General features: G+C 58.5%; 23 protein-coding genes and 4 pseudogenes. 14 read left to right on the top strand and 13 right to left on the bottom strand.

The features are described 5' to 3' along the window. Window positions 1–81 precede the first annotated feature (81 nt). A complete protein-coding gene (locus ACD590_RS27375; RefSeq protein ID WP_018245315.1) occupies window positions 82–1,116 on the top strand; it encodes a LacI family DNA-binding transcriptional regulator in 1,035 nt (344 codons plus the stop codon). A 56-nt stretch (window positions 1,117–1,172) separates the two neighbouring features. Here ACD590_RS27375 and ACD590_RS27370 read toward each other — a convergent pair whose 3' ends face one another. Further along, complete coding sequence (locus ACD590_RS27370; RefSeq protein ID WP_065275917.1) at window positions 1,173–1,958, bottom strand: helix-turn-helix domain-containing protein; 786 nt, start codon at window positions 1,956–1,958, stop codon at window positions 1,173–1,175. Between the two features lie 121 nt (window positions 1,959–2,079). Between ACD590_RS27370 and ACD590_RS27365 the strand changes: the two genes are divergently transcribed. After that, window positions 2,080–3,660 carry an ABC transporter substrate-binding protein gene (locus ACD590_RS27365; protein ID WP_439003844.1) on the top strand — a complete coding sequence of 527 codons (1,581 nt, stop codon included), beginning with the start codon at window positions 2,080–2,082 and terminating at the stop codon, window positions 3,658–3,660. Between the two features lie 71 nt (window positions 3,661–3,731). Here ACD590_RS27365 and ACD590_RS27360 read toward each other — a convergent pair whose 3' ends face one another. The 3 genes from ACD590_RS27360 to ACD590_RS27350 are packed head-to-tail and all read right to left on the bottom strand — an operon-like array spanning window position 3,732 to window position 4,735. Beyond that, entirely contained in the window at window positions 3,732–3,893 is a 162-nt protein-coding gene (locus tag ACD590_RS27360) for a hypothetical protein (protein WP_439003843.1), read from the bottom strand. Window positions 3,894–3,911: 18 nt separating this feature from the next. Next, a complete protein-coding gene (locus tag ACD590_RS27355) occupies window positions 3,912–4,106 on the bottom strand; it encodes a DUF5615 family PIN-like protein (RefSeq protein WP_439003842.1) in 195 nt (64 codons plus the stop codon). After that, window positions 4,103–4,735: a DUF433 domain-containing protein gene (locus ACD590_RS27350; protein WP_439003841.1), complete on the bottom strand. Its 633-nt coding sequence runs from the start codon at window positions 4,733–4,735 to the stop codon at window positions 4,103–4,105. The genes ACD590_RS27355 and ACD590_RS27350 overlap by 4 nt, the downstream gene beginning before the upstream one ends. Window positions 4,736–4,794: 59 nt before the next feature. On the opposite strand from ACD590_RS27350, the pseudogene ACD590_RS27345 reads away from it, so the two are divergent. From ACD590_RS27345 to ACD590_RS27310, 8 genes and pseudogenes are all read left to right on the top strand, one after another. Next, window positions 4,795–4,926: pseudogene (locus ACD590_RS27345) on the top strand (transposase domain-containing protein); the annotation flags it as partial. 292 nt (window positions 4,927–5,218) lie between these two features. After that, a complete protein-coding gene (gene csgH, locus ACD590_RS27340; protein WP_439003840.1) occupies window positions 5,219–5,563 on the top strand; it encodes a curli-like amyloid fiber formation chaperone CsgH in 345 nt (114 codons plus the stop codon). Between the two features lie 96 nt (window positions 5,564–5,659). Beyond that, entirely contained in the window at window positions 5,660–6,028 is a 369-nt protein-coding gene (locus tag ACD590_RS27335; RefSeq protein ID WP_065275915.1) for a curlin, read from the top strand. Between the two features lie 125 nt (window positions 6,029–6,153). After that, window positions 6,154–6,393 (top strand): hypothetical protein, encoded by a 240-nt coding sequence (locus ACD590_RS27330; RefSeq protein WP_439003839.1) that lies wholly within the window; start codon window positions 6,154–6,156, stop codon window positions 6,391–6,393. Window positions 6,394–6,558: 165 nt separating this feature from the next. Then, window positions 6,559–6,759, top strand: a complete 201-nt coding sequence (locus ACD590_RS27325) for a type II toxin-antitoxin system VapB family antitoxin (RefSeq protein ID WP_018245323.1) — start codon at window positions 6,559–6,561, stop codon at window positions 6,757–6,759. Beyond that, window positions 6,756–7,139, top strand: a complete 384-nt coding sequence (locus tag ACD590_RS27320) for a type II toxin-antitoxin system VapC family toxin (protein WP_018245324.1) — start codon at window positions 6,756–6,758, stop codon at window positions 7,137–7,139. The genes ACD590_RS27325 and ACD590_RS27320 overlap by 4 nt, the downstream gene beginning before the upstream one ends. Before the next feature lie 209 nt (window positions 7,140–7,348). Further along, a complete protein-coding gene (locus ACD590_RS27315) occupies window positions 7,349–7,576 on the top strand; it encodes a CopG family transcriptional regulator (protein ID WP_112907822.1) in 228 nt (75 codons plus the stop codon). After that, window positions 7,573–8,015: pseudogene (locus ACD590_RS27310) on the top strand (TA system VapC family ribonuclease toxin). Before ACD590_RS27315 ends, ACD590_RS27310 begins: the two are co-directional and overlap by 4 nt. A gap of 261 nt (window positions 8,016–8,276) precedes the next feature. Here ACD590_RS27310 and ACD590_RS27305 read toward each other — a convergent pair. Beyond that, on the bottom strand, window positions 8,277–8,528 hold the full coding sequence (locus tag ACD590_RS27305; protein WP_245472895.1) for an HlyD family efflux transporter periplasmic adaptor subunit: 252 nt from the start codon (window positions 8,526–8,528) through the stop codon (window positions 8,277–8,279). Between the two features lie 269 nt (window positions 8,529–8,797). On the opposite strand from ACD590_RS27305, the gene ACD590_RS27300 reads away from it, so the two are divergent. Continuing rightward, complete coding sequence (locus tag ACD590_RS27300; RefSeq protein WP_018071841.1) at window positions 8,798–8,974, top strand: hypothetical protein; 177 nt, start codon at window positions 8,798–8,800, stop codon at window positions 8,972–8,974. Window positions 8,975–9,008: 34 nt separating this feature from the next. Continuing rightward, on the top strand, window positions 9,009–10,061 hold the full coding sequence (gene rsgA / locus ACD590_RS27295; RefSeq protein WP_065275913.1) for a ribosome small subunit-dependent GTPase A: 1,053 nt from the start codon (window positions 9,009–9,011) through the stop codon (window positions 10,059–10,061). A 295-nt stretch (window positions 10,062–10,356) separates the two neighbouring features. Here rsgA and ACD590_RS27290 read toward each other — a convergent pair whose 3' ends face one another. Then, complete coding sequence (locus ACD590_RS27290) at window positions 10,357–11,451, bottom strand: nucleotidyltransferase family protein (RefSeq protein WP_439003838.1); 1,095 nt, start codon at window positions 11,449–11,451, stop codon at window positions 10,357–10,359. A gap of 153 nt (window positions 11,452–11,604) precedes the next feature. Between ACD590_RS27290 and ACD590_RS27285 the strand changes: the two are divergent. After that, window positions 11,605–11,823 (top strand): annotated as a pseudogene (locus tag ACD590_RS27285) (hypothetical protein); the annotation flags it as partial. Further along, window positions 11,824–12,086 (top strand): annotated as a pseudogene (locus ACD590_RS27280) (Gfo/Idh/MocA family oxidoreductase); the annotation flags it as partial. A gap of 29 nt (window positions 12,087–12,115) precedes the next feature. On the opposite strand, the gene ACD590_RS27275 reads toward ACD590_RS27280, so the two are convergent. The 7 genes from ACD590_RS27275 to ACD590_RS27245 all read right to left on the bottom strand — a co-directional run bounded on the left by ACD590_RS27275 (window position 12,116) and on the right by ACD590_RS27245 (window position 20,626). Further along, entirely contained in the window at window positions 12,116–13,156 is a 1,041-nt protein-coding gene (locus tag ACD590_RS27275) for an NAD(P)H-dependent glycerol-3-phosphate dehydrogenase (protein WP_018245328.1), read from the bottom strand. Between the two features lie 44 nt (window positions 13,157–13,200). After that, complete coding sequence (locus ACD590_RS27270) at window positions 13,201–15,249, bottom strand: bifunctional aldolase/short-chain dehydrogenase (RefSeq protein ID WP_130729697.1); 2,049 nt, start codon at window positions 15,247–15,249, stop codon at window positions 13,201–13,203. 70 nt (window positions 15,250–15,319) lie between these two features. Beyond that, complete coding sequence (locus tag ACD590_RS27265) at window positions 15,320–16,384, bottom strand: ABC transporter ATP-binding protein (RefSeq protein WP_018245330.1); 1,065 nt, start codon at window positions 16,382–16,384, stop codon at window positions 15,320–15,322. A gap of 49 nt (window positions 16,385–16,433) precedes the next feature. After that, window positions 16,434–17,159 carry an SDR family oxidoreductase gene (locus tag ACD590_RS27260; RefSeq protein WP_065275910.1) on the bottom strand — a complete coding sequence of 242 codons (726 nt, stop codon included), beginning with the start codon at window positions 17,157–17,159 and terminating at the stop codon, window positions 16,434–16,436. A 127-nt stretch (window positions 17,160–17,286) separates the two neighbouring features. Then, window positions 17,287–18,786 carry an ABC transporter substrate-binding protein gene (locus ACD590_RS27255; RefSeq protein ID WP_439003837.1) on the bottom strand — a complete coding sequence of 500 codons (1,500 nt, stop codon included), beginning with the start codon at window positions 18,784–18,786 and terminating at the stop codon, window positions 17,287–17,289. 69 nt (window positions 18,787–18,855) lie between these two features. Next, window positions 18,856–19,737, bottom strand: coding sequence for a carbohydrate ABC transporter permease (locus tag ACD590_RS27250; protein WP_027686775.1), 882 nt, complete (start codon window positions 19,735–19,737; stop codon window positions 18,856–18,858). 1 nt (window position 19,738) lies between these two features. Then, window positions 19,739–20,626: a carbohydrate ABC transporter permease gene (locus tag ACD590_RS27245; protein ID WP_027686776.1), complete on the bottom strand. Its 888-nt coding sequence runs from the start codon at window positions 20,624–20,626 to the stop codon at window positions 19,739–19,741. Window positions 20,627–20,744 lie beyond the last annotated feature (118 nt).

The following is a 20,744-nucleotide window of genomic DNA, read 5'->3' as shown; positions in this document are numbered from 1 at the left end:
AATTCCGCCATCTGTCAACGAAGCTGTGGATTTTTCTCCCAAAACCTCTCATAAATAGCGTCAGATTATGAGAGGCTTATTATGTCGCGCCCAACGATCCCCGACTTGGCAAAAGCCGCGAATGTAAGCATTTCAACAGTCGACCGCGTGTTGAACGGTCGCGACCCCGTGCGCCCACAGACGGCGGAGCGGGTTCTTAACGCCGCCCGCCAGATTGGTTTCCATGGCGTGACGGCCATCGCCCGGCGACTCGAGCACGACAAGCCGGTGATCAAATTTGGCTTTCTTCTCAAGCAGTCTCACCGCAAGCTTTATCAAATGTGGGGCGATGTTCTCGTCGCGGCGACCGAAGCATTTCCCGACGCCCATGGAAGGGCCATCGTTAGATTCATGGACGATCTTGCGCCCGACAAGGCTGCCGAGGCGATCTACGCTCTCAGTCGCGAAGCCGACGTCATTGGAATGATCACCTCCGACCACCCGCAGGTGAACCACGCCGTCGATGGTCTTGCAGCAGAGAACATTCCGGTCGTGACCATGATTTCCGATATTTCCACTGCCTCCCGCGCAGCCTATGTCGGCAACGACTGCGTCAAAAAGGGCCGCACGGCCGCGTGGTTCATAGCCGGGCTGAATGGCAATGGCGGCAAGGTTTCCGTCTTCGTCGGAAATCACCGATATCTTGCGCAAGAACTAAACGAAATGGGGTTTCGATCATACTTCCGGGAGAGCGCGCCGGGCTTTCAGATGCTGGAGACGGTTGCAACCCTTGAAGAGCCCGAAATTGCTTATGAGGCCACGCGTCACCTTCTACAGACCGAACCAAATTGGGTCGGGCTTTATGTTGCCGGCGGCGGCATCACCGGTGTGATGCGAGCTCTGCGGGAGGATGGTGGACCGGCAGCCAAACGCCTTGTGGTCATAGCACACGAGCTCACGAATGAAACAAAAGCCGGTCTTGCTGAAGGATTGATCAAGGTCGTCCTATCTCACCCGGCAAAGCAGTTGGGGGAGACCTTGGTGCGCGCAATGGCGCAAGCTCTCGATACCGACCGATCACCGACCGTGTCGCAGCACATTGTACCCTTCGACTTCTACACAGCGACTAATATCTAAGAAAACTGCCTGGTGATACGTTGGCGGCCGTTGTGACATCGCCCCCTGGCCTTTTCTCAATACTCTGCGGGCACCTCATATACTTCTGCAGCTGGATCCTCGAGGAATGAGCGCACCGTCGGTGGTAGCTGGCGCGACGATAGCGGGACAGGTCCACAGCGCGCAAGTAGTTCACGCAAGTCTGGCTCGGTGCCGACATGCCGCCAGATCATCCGCGAGGCATAGGGGAGGTTTTCCCTTCGCCACGAAATTCCCATCGTCGTCCCACGCAGATAGACGCGCTGATACTCGTCGAATGGCAGGAGGATCGTCTGCGACAGCATGGCGTTCGGTCCGACGACACGTTGCGTGATGAAGATCCGGTTCCGATAGAAGGCCGCCAAGCCCAGATATTTCGAAAACTGCTGAATGCCGCTTCCGAGGTCTCGAAGCCGCTCCATCGATTTGGCCTGCACCAATCCACCCTGCTCGATAAGGCGGCTGCACGAACAGACAACCATCCCGGGCCAGGATGGCGAACGATAATAGGTCTGAAAATAGCCGATATGACGCCTGAGCGCGGTTAGGTTTCCGGGAAACGCTTTGAGAAGCTCTGAACCTCCGTTGATACCGAGGACGGGTTTGTGAAGTCGCTCGCGAAACTGTTTGGGAGCGAGGTCAAAGTCGGCTGCATCAAGATCGAAATAGTTGGCGATGCGAGCCAGATTATGGGCGGAAGGCCTCGTCTGGCCGTTGATGTATCGATTGAATTGTTGCCGGTTGATATCGATTGCACGGCACAGATGCGAAATTGAACGTTGCGTTGCGCAGGCGATTTTGAGGTTCTCGACCAGGTGAGGCATCCGTAACTCCGTCTTCTCGTGAACTAGCGTAAACTCGCTTAAGGATGCGTCAAGTCGCGAAATTGCGTGAGCCGACCCAGCCTCTACGTTCCCACTTACAAATGAAAAAGAGGGGACCGTTATGACGCATCAAAAGGATCGATCTTCGCAGCCGAGAATCGGCCGCCGCCACTTCCTCGGCGGTGCCGTCGCGCTCGGCGCCTTGCCGGCCCTCGCCTCGGGCCTCCTGATGCCGCGTGACGCACGGGGGCAGGAAGCCAAGCGTGGCGGCCATCTGAAGCTTGGCCTCAAGGGCGGCGCCACCAGCGACGCGCTCGACCCGGCAACATACAGTGCCTCGGTACTGTTCGTCATTGGCCGCCTCTGGGGCGACACACTTGTCGAATCCGACCCCAAGACTGGCGCACCCCTGCCCTCGCTGGCAACTTCCTGGACGCCGTCGACGGATGCTTCGATCTGGACCTTCAAGATCAGGAACGATGTACGGTTTCACGACGGCAGCAAGATGACCGTCGCCGACATTGTCGCGACGCTGAAGCGGCACGCGGACAAAAACTCGCAGTCGGGCGCTCTTGGGCTCATGGCGTCAATTGCAAGCATTGAAGAAAAGGCGGGCGACCTTGTCCTGACGCTTTCGGAAGGCAATGCGGATCTGCCTCTCCTTCTCACCGACTACCACCTGATTATCCAACCCAAGGGCGGCGTCGAAAATCCGGCAGCAGCAGTCGGCACCGGTCCTTACATTCTGAAAAGCTTCGAACCCGGGGTCCGCGCCACATTCGAGAAAAACCCAAAGGATTGGCGCTCCGACCGCGGCTTTGTCGACAGCGTCGAAATACTCGTCATCAACGACAACACCGCGCGCGTTGCGGCGCTTGCCTCCGGCCAGGTCCATTTCGTCAACAGCATCGACCCGAAGACAGTTCCCATGCTGCAGCGGGCACCGACTGTGAGTATCATCCGGAATGCAGGCAAGGGCTTCTACTGCTTCCTGATGCATTGCGACACGGCGCCCTTCGACAACAGCGACCTTCGTCTCGCGTTGAAATATGCCATCGATCGTCAGTCGATCCTGGACAAGGTTCTCGCCGGCTATGGAACGATCGGCAACGACTATCCGGTCAACTCCAACTACCCCCTGGCGCCGACCCATATCGAGCAACGGCCCTATGATCCCGACAAGGCCGCCTTCTACTTCAAGAAATCGGGTCTCGACCGTCCAATTCTGTTGCGCACCTCCGACGCAGCCTTCCCGGGCGCCGTGGATGCGGCGATCCTGTTCCAGCAAAGCGCGCGCAAGTCCGGGATCACGATTGATGTGAAGCGCGAACCGGAAGACGGCTACTGGACTAATGTCTGGAACAAGCAGCCCTTCTGCGCCTCCTTCTGGGGCGGTCGCCCGACACAGGATTCGCGCTATTCCACCTCCTATCTATCGACCGCCGAATGGAACGACACGCATTTCAAGCAGCCTGACTTCGACAAGTTGGTATTGCAGGCGCGGTCTGAGCTCGATGAAGCCAAGCGCAAGGTGCTTTATCGACAGCTGGCTTTGATGGTGCGAGACGATGGCGGTCTGATCCTGCCCGTCTTCAACGACAACATCATGGCCTCTTCGAAGACGCTGAAGGGCTATGTCGACGACATCGGCAACGATATGTCGAACGGCTACGTCGCGACGCGTGTCTGGCTGGACGCCTGATGCCCGAAGCCGGGCGAATAGGGCGCGCGCGGATTCTAACCAATCTGTCCCGCATTGGCGGAAATTGATCTTCACTCTGGCAGTGCATAGCGCGTCAGCAGAGCCTCGCCCTCTTCGATGGCGATCTCGATCACCTCGTTCACCAGATCCGGAGATCCGGCGAGTTCCCGCAGAACGAGCGTGAACAATTCCCGCTGCTGCATCGGCAGAACCTGCGGCACGATGATCACCAAGCCAGCATGCAGATCCTCTCACGCATGGAGTTTCCTGAAGTCGCGGGCATTGTTCGTCACGAAGGTAAAATCTTCCGCGACGATCCGAGGCATCAGATCCCAATCGGTCTCGCCGCTCAGGCCCAGCCAATTGACGTGGAAGCAATCGTGGCCGTGATGTTGAGCCACGGCCACGAGCGATGTGTGCCAGCATTCATCGACGAGAAACTTCACGTAGCCGTGCCCGAGGGCTTTTCGGTACCGGCCTTTCCGAGAGGCAAGCGCTTCACCGACTTCACTTTCAGTCCCTGCTCCGACAACTTTCGTGGCCGCCCACGGGCAGGATGAGCCGCTACCCAGATTTCGGCGAGGTCCACCATGCGCGCAGTGAGAGCCGGATAGCCCTCGACGATCTCGTCCGTGGGAGCGCCTTGCAATTTCATCGCAGCGATTGTTCGGACAGGAACGCGCGTTCCTTTGAAGACCGGCTCACCGCCAACCACACCTTTCACGCTGTGGATGATCTTGTCCGCTTCCCTGAGCGCTTCGCCACGCGCGGCCAAGTGCTCCCTCGCTCTCGCGACGTCGACGATCAGATAGTCGTCTACTCTGACCGTGTCGGCTTCAGGATTTTCGTCGATGGCGGCAAAGAGGCGCTTCCGGCGCTCGGCGGAAAGGATTGAGCCGACGCCGAACCAGAGTTTCAGGCGCAGCAGATCGTCGTCAGTGATCGCTCGGCTTCGGTGGCCGGTAGAGGGGCTTCCAATGATTCGTTTGTCGATCGCGTTGTGTACCGACTTAATGCCGATCTCACTCACGGCAGCCGCCTCAGTGGGTGTGTATTCGCGAAGTCCTGCAGCCATAATTAATATTCTCCTTCGAAAGAATATATATAATTCACGGGTAATTCGCAATGTGGCTGCTCAACGACATCGATCCGCAGACTTGGCTTGCTGACGTCCTGGCCCGCATCGCCGACACGCCAATCAGTAAGCTGGTGCAATTGCTTCCGTGGAATTGGCAGCTACACGGACTGAACGCTCAAGCAGCCTAATCTGCGGCCTTCACCGGATGCTTACGATAAATCCGATCCATCGAAACAGAATCTCACCATGCACATATGCTGCCCGAGTTGCTTTGTGCATTCCATTAGCGACTTCCAATAAATACTGACAGATTTCACTGGAAATCAACGACCCGGTCTACTGGACAATGAGGTTTGAAAAATCCAACGTGAAGCGTTTCTGCTGAAGAACGGCGTTCATGATGTCACCGACAGACGGTAATAGTCCGTTTGCATGATCGCGGCGAACTGTTCGGCGACCGAAATATCCTCACAGGCGTAGATGCAGGCCGCCGGCGCGGTTGCCACCATGACAACTGCCAACCAATCTGACGGCGCGCAGCTTTGCGAAATCAAAGCAACGCCTGGAGCAGGTATGGTCAGATTGGATGCGCTCGTCCACGCCGACAAGTATGTCGGGGGGACGTACACCTTCCATGTCGAAAAAGTGGGAGACGGCGGAAGCTCCACGATCAACCAGAGTGGCGATTTTGATGCCGTCGAGGGACGTACGGCAATCCTTGGTTCGGTCTCGCTCGACTCAAAAGGAGCCAAATACAAAGCCACACTGGACGTCGTCATCCGGGCTAGGAGTTTCAGTTGCACGAAACAGATCGGCGGCGACTAATCGGCCTCCACACGCTGCAATTTTCGTAAAGGGGCGCCGGTTCCCGGCGTCCCGCGAAAGTTGATCATCGGCCGAAGCCGCCGGATGGAGATCAGAATGAGCCGCAACGTGTTTAAGATCATTACCGTCACTCTTCTTGCCGGGAGCCTGGCGCAAGCAGCGTTGTCTGTGCCAGCCTTTGCCGGCGGCCGAATCTCGTTCAACCTCGCACCGGACAACGCCGAGGATGCGGGTCTTTTCTCAACCGGACTGCGCGTCTATTCGCTCTATCGCGGCCTGAAAGACGCCGACATCCAGCAGGTGGGCCGGGGTAACGCGGCTGGTATCGCTCAGGCTGGCCGTGGCAACCTCGGCTTCATCCGGCAGCGGGGCCATGGTCATTCCGCGACCTTGCGGCAGAACGGCAACAACAATGCCTATGGCATTTTCCAGTATGGGCGAAATGCTGAAACCGACGTGGTGTAGGATGGGGATAACGGCAGTGGTGCCACGTTCAGCTATGGCTGGTGAGGCGGTTCACAACAGTCCAAAAAGGCGATGTCACGTCGTTTCGGCAGCGCATGTTCGCCGCTTTCCCCGAGGCGACCCCAATGGTGATCACCTACACAATCGCGTCGAACATCCGGACATCTTTTTGGCCGTTGCCTCAGAGGAAGTCGCGCACAACACTGGCACCGCCCCCAATCCTGACCGGCTTTCCATCAGCAATGGCAACAGCCTGCCGGAGTGGCTCGGCCGGGTTCGTGTTGAGGAAATGGGATGTTATCCTGCCTGCCGCGCAGACGATCATCGACGTCCAGATCGAGAAGATTCAGAAGATGTCGAAATAGGTCGAAGCAAGCGAGCGCTAGTGACCTGATCGGCTACGGTAGCCGCCACGCGGTCGCGCAGCTCCGGCTCTCACTCGGCGGTCCTCAGGTATCGATGTGGGAACTAGGCGTAGATTTTATCACCAAATGGTGCTAGTTAAAGCGCCAGGACAAGGATAAGAAACGATGCGATCGACTATCAATCTAGACGACACTCTCATGGAAAGGGCCAGGTCCCTGACCGGCACAAAAGAAACCGCTGCTATAGTCCGCCAGGCGTTGGAGACGCTTGTCCGAGTAGAGTCCGGAAAACGCCTCATCGCGCTCGGCGGAACTATGCCCGATGCAGAGGCAGCTCCACGTCGCCGGAGCGCAGCTGCCAAGTGATACTGGCAGACACTTCTATATGGATCGATCATTTCCGCCATGTTGATGCGGAACTTCGGACGATCATTGAGGACGATCGTCTACTCTGCCATCCGGCTGTAGTTGGCGAACTGGCGCTTGGCAGCCTTCGAGATCGCGGGCGCGTGATAGCGTTTCTGGCAGCCCAGCGCCAAGCGTTCGTCGCAACGCACGACGAAGTGATGACAATGATTGATCGTCACGGCATTTTCAGTATGGGCATCGGCTATACAGATGCCCACTTGCTCGCCTCGATACTGCTTGATCGGCGAGCGGCGTTATGGACCAGGGACAAGCGTCTTCAGGCGGCCGCCAAAAAGGCAGGCGCTTCATTGCATAAGCCGGCCAATGCTCGCAACTAAACACCTAAATAGTTCTGCCGATCTTTCGCATTTTTCCGATCTTTCGCCTTGAGCAGGTTCGAACCGGAGACCCGTGGTTCGCGCACAGATTTGAGAATGCGATTTCAACCGTTTTCGCCGATGAACAGGTTGGCGCAATGGTGCGTCCTTTCGGTATCAACCTTGAGAAGGCCGGCCACCCGCTTTATATGATGCGTGATGAGGCGGATATGAGAACGACCTTGGCAATCGACGACGATGTCCTGATCGCCGCAAAGGCGATGGCAACCCAGCAGCACCGGAGCGTCGGCGAGGTCATTTCTGAGCTGGCGAGACGTTCTCTGCGCCGACCGCCCAGCAGCCGCGAGCGCAATGGCATTCCTCTCCTGTCAGCTCGGCCGGATGCGCCGCCAGTGACGCTCGAAATCGTGAACGCCTTGCGTGACGAACTGCAGTGACTTTCCTGCTCGACGTCAATGTGCTGATTGCCTTAATCGATCCGGGCCATATAGCCCATGATGATGCGCACGAATGGTTCGCGGCGATGGGTCAGACCGCGTGGGCTACCTGCCCCATTACCGAAAATGGTGTCATCCGGATTGTCGGCAACCCCAAATATCCCAACTCTCCCGGTTCACCGTCAATCGTGATGGAGATCGTCCGCAAATTGCGGTCGCTCCCGGTCACAGTTTTTGGCCGGACGATGTGAGCCTTGTCGGGTCAGGTGATATCGCTCCCACGAAAATTCTAACATCGGGGCAGGTAACTGACACCTATCTGCTTGCGCTAGCCAAGGCGCGTGGGGGCCAGCGGGCGACATTCGATCGCAAGCTGTCATCAGCAGCGGTTACAAGGGGCAATTCTGCCTTGCACCTGATCACCACGAGTAGTTCGTGAGTTCCCGTCGATCCATCTTGAAGGGACAGAGTGGGAACACCATGCCAACGAGCTAGCACTGGCTGGGTGCCAGCGATGTAGGAGCCCGGCTGAAGCGGATGGCGACTATCAAACTCAATCCTCGACAAAGCATGGCTCGTGGAATCCAGCAACGGCTTGATCAGGTAGTCGAAAAACGTCCGGTCCCCCGTGCTGATGAATACCTCAACAGCATCCCCGAATGAAGATCGTCCTTGGCGACGCCCGCGGGCAAGTCTTGCGTTATCTCGAGGAGGCTCTGTAATAGGGCTGCTGTGTGGCCTGATCGAGTAGCCGATCGGCTGACACCTGTTTCACCACTGCCTCAATCTCAGGCGTGCGCCGGGCATCGAGGGCCGTAAAACGTAGTCGCGCGTGCTGACCGGTATGGACCACGTCGATATCCTTCGGTTGCAGCCTCGCCTCGATCATTGGCCGGCCTGCTGTGGGCAGAATCTCCATGATCTTCTCACCTGGTCCGACGACGTTGTACACCGACGTGACCACGATGCCATCCGAAGGCGCCTTGATTACCCTAGCTGTTCAAGGCGCTCTTTGAGAATGGTCTGTTCCGACCGGAAACGGGCCATACGGGCGTTGAATTCCTTCTCCTCCAGGATGAGCTCGCTTCATTAAATAATCGACATTCGCCTTGAACAGGATCGACCCGGCGTTGGCTAATCGTGAAGCACCTGATAGGACCGCCGAGTATGAGGTCTTGGCACCATCTTCAGAGAGCCTCGGACCGGATCGGAGAGCTTTTGATGGGCTGGAAAACACCGAAGATCGAATACGTGAATGGCTATAAGATCGTTGAAGTTGAAGGGCCCAGCTTCAAAGTCTACGATGGCGACCGTCAGCTCGGGGACGATTTCCCCTACCCCGGCGAAGCTGCTGCTTACGCAACCTCGTTGCCAAAACGGGATCATCCACGCAGCTAGGCGAGAAGCCGCGGAAGATCATTGAAAACCCTTTATGGCAGCCTTAACGAATGTGGAACAGGATTTGACCAGCTCCCAACTTTCTTCGCCGCTGGAACTGCTTGGGTGGTCAGAATTCTTCGCGGACCAGGTCCAGCCCAGCGAAGCTGACTTGATCCCCAGACGCGTCGCTTCCGTTCACCGGGCACGCATCGAGGCAATCGATGTCACCGGGCCGGTCGGACTGGAATTTCCATCCAATACCAATACTGGTGACTACGCGGTCGGCGACTGGGTTCTTGCCGATCCACTGACTGACATGCTCATCAGACGTCTCGACCGAAAAAGCGTCTTTCAGCGACGACCGGAAGGCGGGCGTGGCCAGCAACTTGTTGCCGCCAACGTCGACACCCTGTTGATCGTGACCTCGTGCAATGCCGATTTTAATCTTGCTCGGCTGGAACGTTACCTGATCATGGCCAACCAGGCCGGGAGCAATCCGGTGATTGTGCTGACAAAGGCCGACACCGCGGAAGATGCCGGCATGTTCCAGGCGCAAGCCGAGGCTTTGCAGCGTGACCTGCCTGTCATTGCCTTGAATGGGCGCTCCGCGGACGCCGTTTCCCTGTTGAGGCCCTGGTGCGGCATCGGCCAAACGGTTGCGTTGGTGGGGTCTTCTGGTGTCGGAAAATCAACACTGGTGAACACCATGACCGGGCCTGAATCTGACACAAAGCAAAAGACAGGCACCATCCGCGAATATGACGCGCAGGGCCGACACACAACCACCGCACGATCCCTGCATGCAATTTCAGGCGGCGGCTGGGTCATCGATACCCCGGGAATAAGAACGCTTTACGTGAGTGATGTTACCGACGGTATCGACACCCTCTTTGCTGAAATAACCGAACTGGCGCCGCTTTGCCGCTTTCGCGACTGCACCCATGCCCATGAACCGGGGTGCGCCGTTCAGGCAGCTGTCGCAAGCGGTGCCCTGGTCGCCGATCGCCTGGAACGCTGGCGGAACCTGCTTACAGAAAATCGCGACCGGACACCGGTCGTGAGCGGACCCCGCGGCAACAAGATCGTCCGCAAGAAGAAATATTGAAAGTGTTGAACGTTTGCGACGGTGCTCATCGGCGTCAGCCACGATCCGCCACCTGAATTGGCTGGGCTGGGATAGCGTCAGCGCTCAATGATTGGGATTGCGGTCAAGAAGAAGACCCTGCAAACGGCCGCTCCCCGCTTGTGCGGGATATGTCTTTGAACAAACGAGATGCGGACGTGCTTTCTCTAGCTGTCCCGCTCGTGCAAATCGCCTTGGGCCTCGAACTCTCGGCACCATATTTGTCTTCGGCTCTTCGAATCAAATCAACAGCTTGGCTGTCGAAGCTGAAGACAGCCTATACTCCAAGCGGAAGTTCAATTTCTTCGCGGTTTCTTTTTGCGCCCTCGATCAGGACCGTGTTGAATCGCTCGGCATCTTGTGCCGGCAGCATTCCCGCCCCGGTTCGAATACCTTCTTGCCAGGCAGGCCCGCGCTCCCATGCTTCGTTGTAGACGAGCGCCAAGTCGGCAGATCGCCTTGTCTGCTGCAGGGCTTCAAAGAGCAGCGCAGCTTGACGAACGTCCTTTTCTCGCTTCGCCAGTCCCTGCCGGTCAGTGTGTCGGCGGCTGGCGACTATGAGCTTGTGGACCGCATACCGGGACGGATCAGGGACGACGACTGAGACACCGCTTCGGTGGAGCAGCATTGTCCTGACGGGTTCCCTTATGAGGAAGTCGAGAAAGCGTAGTGGATCCGCGCTGGCGCCACCAAGGGCGGGCATCTTCGCCGGCTGGTCGATGTAGTCATCAGAACCACGGTTCGACGTCAGGAACTCAACCCTGTAGCCGTTGGCGTTCTGAAACGCCGACGAGGCCGCGGACCCCGATCGATGTGGAACTGGCCGGAAGCTGGGGTCGACGCCCTGCAGCAGCTCAACGATCGGAGGCAGACTGTCTTCAACCTCGCGACTGATGGCGTGGTCCTGGGCGATGTCCGCATCGCCGGTCAGGATCGCAGCCATGGGGAGGCGGACGCCCAGCAGTCCTGCATAGCATTGAAAGGCCACCGTGCCGATGAGAACACCTCGGAGCCGAAAGAGACCGCCATCGGCAAGAGCCTCGACGATGTCGCCCGACATGGCATCAGGGGCGATCATCCCGCCTTCGCGGGTCAGGGTATTTACCAAGCGCCTGCGAGCGCGTAGATCGTCCTTGTCCCGCTTATGATCAGCTACGCGCCGCGCGATATCCGGATCTTCAGCAGAACCGACATAACGACGTTTCGTACCACCATGTCCATCTGGGATGTCGAAGTACCAGTACTTGCGCCCCTTGATGTTCGCCGGAGTGAACCGACCCTCTGGAGGGAAATCGGCCGTCCAGGCGGAGTCGAGCGAGCGCTGACCGAGCTCGGCGAGCATCGTCTGATACATGAGGTCGATGGACTTCATAAGTTCGACTCCGGCGTTATACTGTTTTTCAAACACAGTATAACCGTCGAGAGGATAGGTCGCAAGATAGGATGCTCACCTTCGCGCAGGGCGCCAACAATCTCCGCAGCAAAGCGCGAGCGCTCTTTAATCGTCGGCCCGCCATACCGGTCGCAAGGCGCTCCCACGGAGGAGATCGTCGAGGGCTATCCGGCTCTCACTGCGCGCATGGTGGACCTGGCCGAAATCTGGGTAGCGGCTCATCCTGCCCGTGGGCGGCCACGAAAATTGTCGGAGCAGGGACTGAAAGTGAAGTCGGTGAAGCGATTGCCTCTCGGAAAGGCCGGCACCGAAAAGCCCTCGGCACGGCTACGTGAAGTTTCTCGTCGATGAATGCTTGCACACATCGCTCGTGGTTCTGCCGATGCAGCAGCGGATCTGCCGGGGGCGAGCCTCCAGGTCGTTTGCGACATGGATGCAGATCGCGCCCGCAAGGTGGCGGACGCCTACGGCGCTCACGACGTCGACTCAGACCCGACCGGGTGTCCGCTCGTCTGGACGTGGACGCAGTTATCATCGCAAGCCCCGATTTCACGCACGCGCCCTTGTCGCTGTCCTGGATAAGAGCCGGCAAACGGGCTCTCTGCGAAAAGCCGCAGATTTCACTGGAAATCAACGACCCGGTTTACTGGACAATGAGGTTTGAAAAATCCAACGAGAAGCGTTTCTGCTGAAGAACGGCGTCCATGATGGCAGACGCCAGAGGGAAATAAGCGAGCGGACCTTCATCGGTATGTTGCTTCTCAAGCGCCATATTCGCCAGAACCCGCGCTGTATCCACACCTTCGACCGTTTCGCCAAACAGTTCGCTCGACAACATTTCAACGACTGTGCGGCCAGTTCCCAATCCTTGGCCTAGGCGGCTGTTACGCCCTCCGCCAACAGTGACATGAAGATCGCCCAATCCGGCCAGCCCGAATGCCGTGGTGGTTTGCCCGCCCAGCCTCTCGCATAGTCTGGCCATTTCCAAAGTTGCCTGGGTGAAGACTGCAGCCGTCGGATTCTTAGATTGGCCGTCCGCACGTCTTTGATCGGGATACCGCGTCTGCATGGCGCTCACGCCGATCGCGTAGAAATTCTTGAGCGCGGCACAAGCTTCGACGCCCGTGACGTCCGTCGTCACCGACAGACGGTAATAGTCCGTTTGCATGATCGCGGCGAGCTGTTCGGCGACCGAAATATCCTCACAGGCGTAGATGCATGCCGTCGGCAGACGGTTGGCGAGTTCGCGGGCGATACACGGTCCGCCGATCCCGATGAAAGCGCTCATCAGCGGAATACGGGAGGGAAGCGTTTGGGCATAGGTCGATACGGCGGAACCCGCAGACTCAAGCCCTTTTGTCACAAAGGCTATGGGACAGGCCTCCGTCATGACCCGGTTAAGAATGTCGGTCACCCAGCCAATGCCTGGGCTACTCACTCCGACAACAATGATATCCGCGTTCGCGAGGTGCTCCGATCGCAGTTCGTCGAAGCGGATCGCCTCGACGCCGGCGGGCGGGGCAGCGTCGAGTTTGGGATGGATCCCGCCCGGACGCCGCATGGTAACGACGATGTCCTGATCGAGCGGCGTGCCGACGAGCAGCACCTTGTGGCCGTTGTCTGCAGCGGGTACGCAAAGCGCGGTGCCCATGACACCCGCACCGAGTACAACGATTTTTGCCACGGTAATCCTCCTCTTGGTGTGGTTCGAAACGGAAAGCCGACCCGCTACCGCATCATAGCAGCGACATTGCCGCCATCGACCGTGATAACCGCGCCGGTGCTTGAGCGCGCCTTAGCGAGATGCACGAAGGCGGCTGCCACATCGGCACCCGTTACCTCGCGGCCAACAAGGTTGCCGCGCATATAGGCTTCGGGTGTCAGGCCGCGCGCGCGGCTTCTTTCAGTGACCATCTCGTCCGTCATTAGACCCGTGCGGATCCGGTCAGCATTGACGGCATTGGATGTGATGCCGGATGCGCCGTGCTCGACTGCATATTGGCGCATCAGCGCCATCAGCGCGGCCTTGGAGGTGCCGTAGGGGCCGAAATCCGCACCTGGATTGACAGCCTGCTTGGAAACATTGAAGACGATGGCGCCGCCGGTCTTCTGCTTCTCCATCACACGCACGGCGGCTCGGGCCATGTAATGATGGCTCCAGAAATTCAATTCGAACGCCTTCCTGAACGTCTCCTCTGGCACGTCGATCAGCGAGCCCTGAAAGGCTGCTCCTGCGTTGGAGATCAGGATGTCCACCCCGCCGAAATGGCTCGCCACCTTGGCAATGGCGGCATCCACTGCGGCCGGGTCGGTCACGTCGCAGGCGACGCCGAACCCTCCTAGCCGCTTTGCCTGGTGAGTTACGGCGTCCTGTGCAATGTCGATCAGCGCAACCTCGGCGCCCTCGGAGCGAAGTGCTTCGGCGATGGCGAGGCCTAGTCCGCCGGCGGCACCTGTCACGACTGCTATCTGCCGGGTCAGGGGCTTTTCCACCTGCTTGGTCAGCTTGACCTGTTCGAGTGACCAGTATTCAATATCGAATAGGTCAGCCTCGGAGAGCGCTTCAAAGGATTCGATGCCCTCCGCCTTGGTGATAACATCGACCGTTGCTTCTGCCACATCTGCACCGACGAGTGCGTTCTTGCGCGTGGCGCCCGCGGCGAACAATCCAACACCCGCAACGTAAAAGACACGCGGCATAGGATCGAGCATCGTTTTTCCGCCGCCGACGCGACCATTGTTGCGTTCGAAATAAGCCCGGTAGTCCGCCTGATAAGCATCAACGGCGACCTGGGCCATGTCCTTCCAGGTATCGAGTTCGCCTGCCACCGGTGCCGGCAGCGCAACACCGTGGCGCTTGATATGGATGACATGCTCCGGCGTCGCATTGCCGCGCCTAACCAGGCTCTCCACATTTTCCGCATTGCAGAAGTCGAGCACGCTCTCTGTGCAGCGGTGTTCCAGTATCAAACGTTTCGGTGCGCCCTCTAAGCCGGTATCGATGGCGATGGCGCCGCGCAAGATCGGTGCGATTTCCGCCACACTGGCGAGCGATTTTGGCACTTTGGCGGAAGTAAACGGCTTTGCCCGACCTTTCGCCAGCCTGTGTTGCGCGCGGTCGATCTTAGCGATCATGTCCTCATAGGCCGCGCGCGGATCGTCAGACCAAGTGAAAATTCCGTGTTTCAGGAGAACCATGCCGTCGCCTTTGGGATTGGCGCGGAAGGCTGCATCACAAGCCTTCGCGAGAAGGAAGCCAGGCATCACATAGGGCACGACGATCGTATCAGGGAACAGTTCTCGGATAAGGTCTTCGCCATGCGGCTGGTTTGTCAGAGAGACTATCGCGTTGGCATGGGTGTGGTCGATATGCCGGAATGGCAACAGGGCGTGCAGGATGGCTTCGACCGAAGGGTTAGGCGCGTTCGGATCCATCAGCAGCCGCCGCTGCAGCATCACCATCTCATCATCGCTCAGCTCATCGAAACCGACCATCGCTTTCAGCGGGTCCAACCGCACGGCCGGCAAGCCCTGTGGCTCTATAGTGCCCATGTCCCAACCGCTGCCCTTGACACAAAGCACATCAACCGAGGTGCCGTCCCGATCAGTCCATGCAGTCTTGACCGATGTATTACCGCCGCCGTGCAGCACTAGTTCCGGATCCTGTCCGAGCAGTCGCGTTGTATAGGTTCGGATCGCTAGATCGCGGTTGATGCCCTTTCCGACATAAGCCTCGACCACGGATGTAAACTCGCTGTCGTTCCATCTCGATTTCATGACTATCACCTCTCTTCCCGAGTTGTTGGCGAACCGGGTTACAAACGTTAGATATCTAGATGCGTATGTGTCAGACCCGGTTTTCCGTTGCGGCGTCGAAGACGTGGACCTTTTCGGGCGCAATCGAGAAACGGACATCCATCCGCTCGTCAAAATGCGCAGACTTGTCGACGATCGCCAGGAACTGACCTTCCGGCCCCTCGCAGCAGAGCTGAGCTTCATGCCCCATGCGCTCGATTAGCAGCGACCGGGCTACAATGGATCCCTGCGGATCGACCGTGACATCTGTCGGGCGGACGCCGCAGATCACCCGCTGGCCTGCAGATAGTTTGAGGGACGGCTCGAGCCGGATAAGGCCGGCCTTGGTCTCCGCAGCTGGCGCTCCCTGGTCCGCGACAATCGTGCCCGTCAGGAAATTGATCGCCGATGAACCGATGAAATCGGCGACATATTTGCTTGCGGGTCTATCATAGACATCGTCGGGCGTGCCAATCTGCTCGATCTTCCCGGCTCGCATGACGACGATCTTGTCGGCCATCGTCATCGCCTCGATCTGGTCGTGGGTCACATAGATCGTTGTCGTCTTGAGACGATTGTGCAACTGCCGGATTTCGGTGCGCATGTGCGCACGGAGCTTGGCATCGAGATTGGAGAGCGGCTCGTCGAACAGGAAGACCGCCGCCTCGCGCACCATGGCGCGACCCATGGCGACCCGCTGGCGCTGGCCGCCGGAAAGTTCTTTCGGATAGCGCTGGAGATACGGCGTCAGATTGAGGATTTCGGCGGCATGCTCGACCCGCCGCTTGATTTCGGCCGGTGGCTGCTTTGCCACTTCGAGACTGAAGGCAATGTTTTCGTAGACCTTCATTGTCGGGTAGAGCGCATAGTTCTGAAACACCATGGCAATATCACGGTCGCGCGGATGCATATCGTTCACCCGTTTGCCGCCGATGAAAAGATCACCTTCGCTGACGGTTTCGAGCCCGGCTGTCATGCGCAGCAAGGTGGTCTTGCCGCAACCCGAAGGCCCGAGCAGCACGACGAACTGGTGATCCTCGATCAGGAACGAGATATCCCGCATGATGTTGAAGGCACCAAACGACTTGCCGATGCTCTTGTATTCCACGGTTGCCATAAATTTCTGCTCCACTCGTCTTCTAGTATTGCTGACGGTCGCGTGCCGGTCAGTATTTCTGCCGGGTCGGGGTGATGACGATTTCCTGCACGATCGCCTTTTGAGGCAGATTGTAGGCATTGAGGATCAACTCGGCGACGATATCGGCGGAAATGCCGCCGCCGATCGCCTCCTTGTTGGCCTTGTAATTGGCGAGCGTAGTCTCGTCCTTCACATGGTCGAGCACCTCGGTGTCGATGATGCCAGGCGACAGAACGATGACGCGCACATCGTGCGGTGCCAGATACTCGCGGAAGCTTTCCGAGACCGCATGGACGAAATATTTGGTGCCGCAGTAGACGGTGTGATCCGGATAGACCTTGCGGCCGGCGATCGAACTCATCATCATCAGCGTGCCGTGGCGGCGAGCGATCATGCCGTTCATCACCGCATGGACGGAATTCATTACGCCCTTGGTATTGATGTCGATCATCTCGTCCCATTCTTCCGGCGGCTGCTTGGCGATGTCGCCGAGACGGGCGATGCCGGCATTGGCGAACATCATGTCCACCGGGCCAAATTGACTTTCGGCGTCGACGACGGCTGCGGTCAGTGCGGCGCGGTCACGGACATCGACTTGTTTCAGCACGGCGTTCGGCAGCCTCAGTGCCTCCAGGCGATCGAGACGGCGTGCCATCAGCAGCACCGGGTGGCCGGCGGCCGAAAAGGCCCGCGCCGTCGCCTCGCCGATGCCGGAGCTCGCACCTGTAATTGCAATCAGCGGCTTGTCCGCCATGTTTCAGCCTCCCGGTTTTGTTTTTGTCGATCCCCGGGATGCGAATGCCACTGGAAGAGGGCAAGATGGCATCGCAACCCCAGGAACCGTTTGTTTGGCAGACGGCGGAAAACCGCCGCCCGTCCAATCAACCCTTCATCACGGTGCCAACCTGGGCAGCGATGTCGTCGAGGGCTTCCTTTGGCGAGCCGTAGCTGCCGGCGAAATACTTGCCCAGCCCAACGGGGATCGTGTCGCTCGACAGCTGTGCCCATTCTGGCAGGTCCGGTTCGGAGCCCATGTATTTCGCAATCGTCTCGCGCACGATCGGCAAGTGACGGGTGGTGCCGGCACCGACGCGAGCATTGGCGAGAACGCGCGGATCGTCATAGACGCTGGTGCGGGTCGGACCCGTACCGCCACCAAGCGTGGTGATGAGGGCCTGTGTATCGGCGCAAGTCGCCCACTGCATGAACAGCCAGGCTCCATCCGGGCTCTTTGAGTATTTCGACACGGCAAGAGACGACCCGCCCTGGTGACCGACGCCGGGGATTTCGCCGTAACCGGTTTCCTTGACGGTGCGAAGGGCAATCGGCTGCGGCGGCACTGCAACTTCGCAAAGGCCCGAAACCTTGGTCTGGGTCGGATCGTCGAAATAGGGAAAGAATTCGCCCCAAGACAGCATCGACGCGGCAACACCCTGTGCCACCGACTGGCCCTGACCATCCCAGGTCCAGCCATCGACGCCTGGAGGCATGGTTGCCTTGAGCTTCGTCCAGTATTCCAGCGCCGCAACGCCCTTTTCGTCGTTACCGGTGAACTTGCCGTCCGGTCCGAAGATCGAGCCACCGTGACCCCAGAGCCATGCGGTCCAGTCGCATTCCAGGCTGTAATGACCGGATTTCATCTGGCCGCTGGTGCCGTAGACGTTCGGGCCCATCTCGTCGGTGATGGTCTTGGAATTGGTGTACAGTTCCTCGAGTGTCGCCGGTGCCTTGAGGCCGAGCTTCTCGTAGATATCCTTGCGATAGATCATGATGAAGATCGGGATGTCGTAGGGAACGCCGACCCAGCGGTCCTCATACTTGGCGATACCGTCAACCAGTGCCGGCAGGAAGTCATCGATATTGTAGTTCGGCATCGCCAGGTCGGCTTTGGCCTCGATCTGCTCGCGTGGATCGAAGACGTCCTTGCTGAAGGATGCCGCCCAGCTCTGGTCAATATAATAGAGGTCATAGGTGCCGAGCGATGAGGCCACGTCGAGTGTCAGCTTCTGCAGAACTTGCTCCAGCGGCAGAACCTCGATCTCGACCTTGATGCCGGTGGCTTCCTCGAAATATTTCTTCAGCTGCGAGTTGATGGCGTTTGACGGGGGTGTCGATTCCGTGGCGAGTTTGAGCGTGGTGCCGGCAAACGGCTTGCCGACGTCCTGCAGCCACTTGATCACTTCCGGCGACGGCTGCAGTGCTTCCTGTGCATTGGCCTGCGAGAACCCGCCAAACGGCCGGCGACCCAAACCCATGCCGAGTGCGCCTGCACCCAGGCCCAGCTTGCCGGCGGCCATCAGGAAGTCGCGGCGGGCCATCTGGCCCTTGACGAACCTATCGGTGATCGATGCGAGATGCATCTTTCTAATACTGTCCTTCATCCTCTTCTCCTCCACTTTTAAACGGACGACAGAATTGCCGGCCGGATATTCAAGCGCCTCCGCGCCGAATTACTGTTTCAGCGACCCCATCGTCAGGCCACGCACCAGATGGCGCTGGACCAGCAGGATCACGATAAAGGCCGGTACGATGGCCGCTGCACCCAGCGCCGCCATGTTGCCCCAGGCCGTTCCAATCGATGTCACGAAGGTCGACGACACCACCGGTACGGTCTTTAGGCCGGTCTGCGTCAGCGTCAGTACGAACAGGAATTCCGTCCAGCTGAAGATGAAGCAGAGAACCGCGGTCGCGGCGATGCCGCCCTTGGCCATCGGCAGGACGATGCGCCGGAAGATCGTCCAGCGCGACGCGCCGTCAAGCAGCGCGCTTTCGTCGATCTCGGCCGGGATATCGTCGAAGAAACTCTTCAAGAGCAGCACCGCCAGCGGCAGGTTCATCAGGCCGTGGATCAGGATGACGCCGATATAGGTGTCGAGCAGGCTGAACTGCTTGAAGATGAAGAACATCGGGATGGCGACGGCGACCGGCGGCATCATGCGGGTCGACAACACCCAGTTGACGAACTCGTGCCGGCCCCGAAAATTCATCCGTGACAACGAATAGGAGGCGAGCGTCGCGACGATGATGGCGAGCACCGTCGACATCGAGGCGACGACGATCGAATCCCAAAGCCGGGGCGCCATGTAGAAATTGCCGCCACCGGGATTGACCGTTTCCTGCGTCCCGAAACCGAAGCCGAGCGAAATGCCGAATACCTGCTCGAAATTCTTGACCGTCGGTTCGAAGACGAAAAATTTCGGCGGCCAGTTGAAGATGTCCTTGGCGTTGCGGAAAGCAACCGACGTCCAGAAGTAGATCGGGAAGAAGAAGGCTCCCACGACGAGCCAGCCGGCGATCGTGCGAAGTGTTCGTGTGCCAGCGCTCTGGTGCATGTTACCACCTCACCTTGAAGACTTTGATGAAGACGTTGGCCATGATCATCACCATTGCCAGGCTGACGAGGCTCAGCGTTGCGCCATACCCCCATTTCAGGAACGAGAAGGTCTGCTGCCAGGCGTAAAGGCTGACGGTATAGGTGGCCGTTCCAGGGCCGCCCGAGGTCATGACGAAGACATAGTCGAACACCCGGAAGAGATCGATGCCGCGCAGGAGCACGGCGACCGCGATGACCTTCGACATCATCGGCAGCGTCAGCCGGCGGAACATCTGGAAGGACGAGGCGCCATCGATCATCGCTGCTTCATAGGGCTCGGCCGGCAGCGAGCGGAGACCGGCCATGAAGATCAGCACCATGAAGGGCGTCCACTGCCAGATTTCAGCGACAAGCACGCCGGCCAAAGCAAGGGATGACGTGGCAAGGATTGGAGTCGATTTGTCGAGCAGACCCATCGTGCTGAGCAGATAGGGGAGCACGCCGAATTGCGGATCCTCCATCAACAGGAACATCATACCGGCGATGGCGGGGGGGATGACCAATGTCATCGACAGTGTGGCTCGCAGTACGCTGAAGCCCGGCAGTTCGGCATCCAACAGCATCGCGATTGCCATGCCGAGGATGATTTCGAACACCAGCGCGACAATGAAATAGAGGAAGGTGACGCCCAGCGCGCTCCAGAAACGCGTGTCGTTCCAGAGCTGAACCCAATTCGCCATGCCGACGAATTTCAACGCGCGCTTTGTCGGCACGAATTCATGAAAGCTCAGCCAGACGTTGTAGATCAGCGGATAGATTGTGAATACCACGAGCAAGCAAACCAGTGGCAGGAGCCACGGGATCGGCGAGTCCGATATTGCAATGCGTTTCACCTGTGCGACGGACATTCCGTACCCTCCAGCGAGCGGACTGCGGCTATTGCGCCCGGCATGAGCGCGCGTCACCGTTGCCAAACCCGCACTCCTCTGCCGGTTCAGCTCTGCTCGATCCTGTTTCTCTACGCCG

Source organism: Rhizobium sp. 862_C5_N1_2 (assembly GCF_051811205.1).
In the GTDB taxonomy this organism is placed as follows: domain Bacteria; phylum Pseudomonadota; class Alphaproteobacteria; order Rhizobiales; family Rhizobiaceae; genus Rhizobium; species Rhizobium leguminosarum.
This window is presented reverse-complemented; position numbering and strand designations above follow the sequence as displayed.

Bases quoted from the DNA above. Each gene is read 5' to 3' on its own strand.
- ACD590_RS27375 (WP_018245315.1), top strand. From the start codon at position 82: ATGTCGCGCCCAACGATCCCCGACTTGGCAAAAGCCGCGAATGTAAGC.
- ACD590_RS27370 (WP_065275917.1), bottom strand. From the start codon at position 1,958: ATGCCTCACCTGGTCGAGAACCTCAAAATCGCCTGCGCAACGCAACGT.
- ACD590_RS27365 (WP_439003844.1), top strand. From the start codon at position 2,080: ATGACGCATCAAAAGGATCGATCTTCGCAGCCGAGAATCGGCCGCCGC.
- ACD590_RS27350 (WP_439003841.1), bottom strand. From the start codon at position 4,735: ATGGCTGCAGGACTTCGCGAATACACACCCACTGAGGCGGCTGCCGTG.
- csgH (WP_439003840.1), top strand. From the start codon at position 5,219: ATGCAGGCCGCCGGCGCGGTTGCCACCATGACAACTGCCAACCAATCT.
- ACD590_RS27335 (WP_065275915.1), top strand. From the start codon at position 5,660: ATGAGCCGCAACGTGTTTAAGATCATTACCGTCACTCTTCTTGCCGGG.
- ACD590_RS27330 (WP_439003839.1), top strand. From the start codon at position 6,154: ATGGTGATCACCTACACAATCGCGTCGAACATCCGGACATCTTTTTGG.
- ACD590_RS27325 (WP_018245323.1), top strand. From the start codon at position 6,559: ATGCGATCGACTATCAATCTAGACGACACTCTCATGGAAAGGGCCAGG.
- ACD590_RS27315 (WP_112907822.1), top strand. From the start codon at position 7,349: ATGAGAACGACCTTGGCAATCGACGACGATGTCCTGATCGCCGCAAAG.
- ACD590_RS27300 (WP_018071841.1), top strand. From the start codon at position 8,798: ATGGGCTGGAAAACACCGAAGATCGAATACGTGAATGGCTATAAGATC.
- rsgA (WP_065275913.1), top strand. From the start codon at position 9,009: ATGGCAGCCTTAACGAATGTGGAACAGGATTTGACCAGCTCCCAACTT.
- ACD590_RS27290 (WP_439003838.1), bottom strand. From the start codon at position 11,451: ATGAAGTCCATCGACCTCATGTATCAGACGATGCTCGCCGAGCTCGGT.
- ACD590_RS27270 (WP_130729697.1), bottom strand. From the start codon at position 15,249: ATGAAATCGAGATGGAACGACAGCGAGTTTACATCCGTGGTCGAGGCT.
- ACD590_RS27265 (WP_018245330.1), bottom strand. From the start codon at position 16,384: ATGGCAACCGTGGAATACAAGAGCATCGGCAAGTCGTTTGGTGCCTTC.
- ACD590_RS27260 (WP_065275910.1), bottom strand. From the start codon at position 17,159: ATGGCGGACAAGCCGCTGATTGCAATTACAGGTGCGAGCTCCGGCATC.
- ACD590_RS27255 (WP_439003837.1), bottom strand. From the start codon at position 18,786: ATGAAGGACAGTATTAGAAAGATGCATCTCGCATCGATCACCGATAGG.
- ACD590_RS27250 (WP_027686775.1), bottom strand. From the start codon at position 19,737: ATGCACCAGAGCGCTGGCACACGAACACTTCGCACGATCGCCGGCTGG.
- ACD590_RS27245 (WP_027686776.1), bottom strand. From the start codon at position 20,626: ATGTCCGTCGCACAGGTGAAACGCATTGCAATATCGGACTCGCCGATC.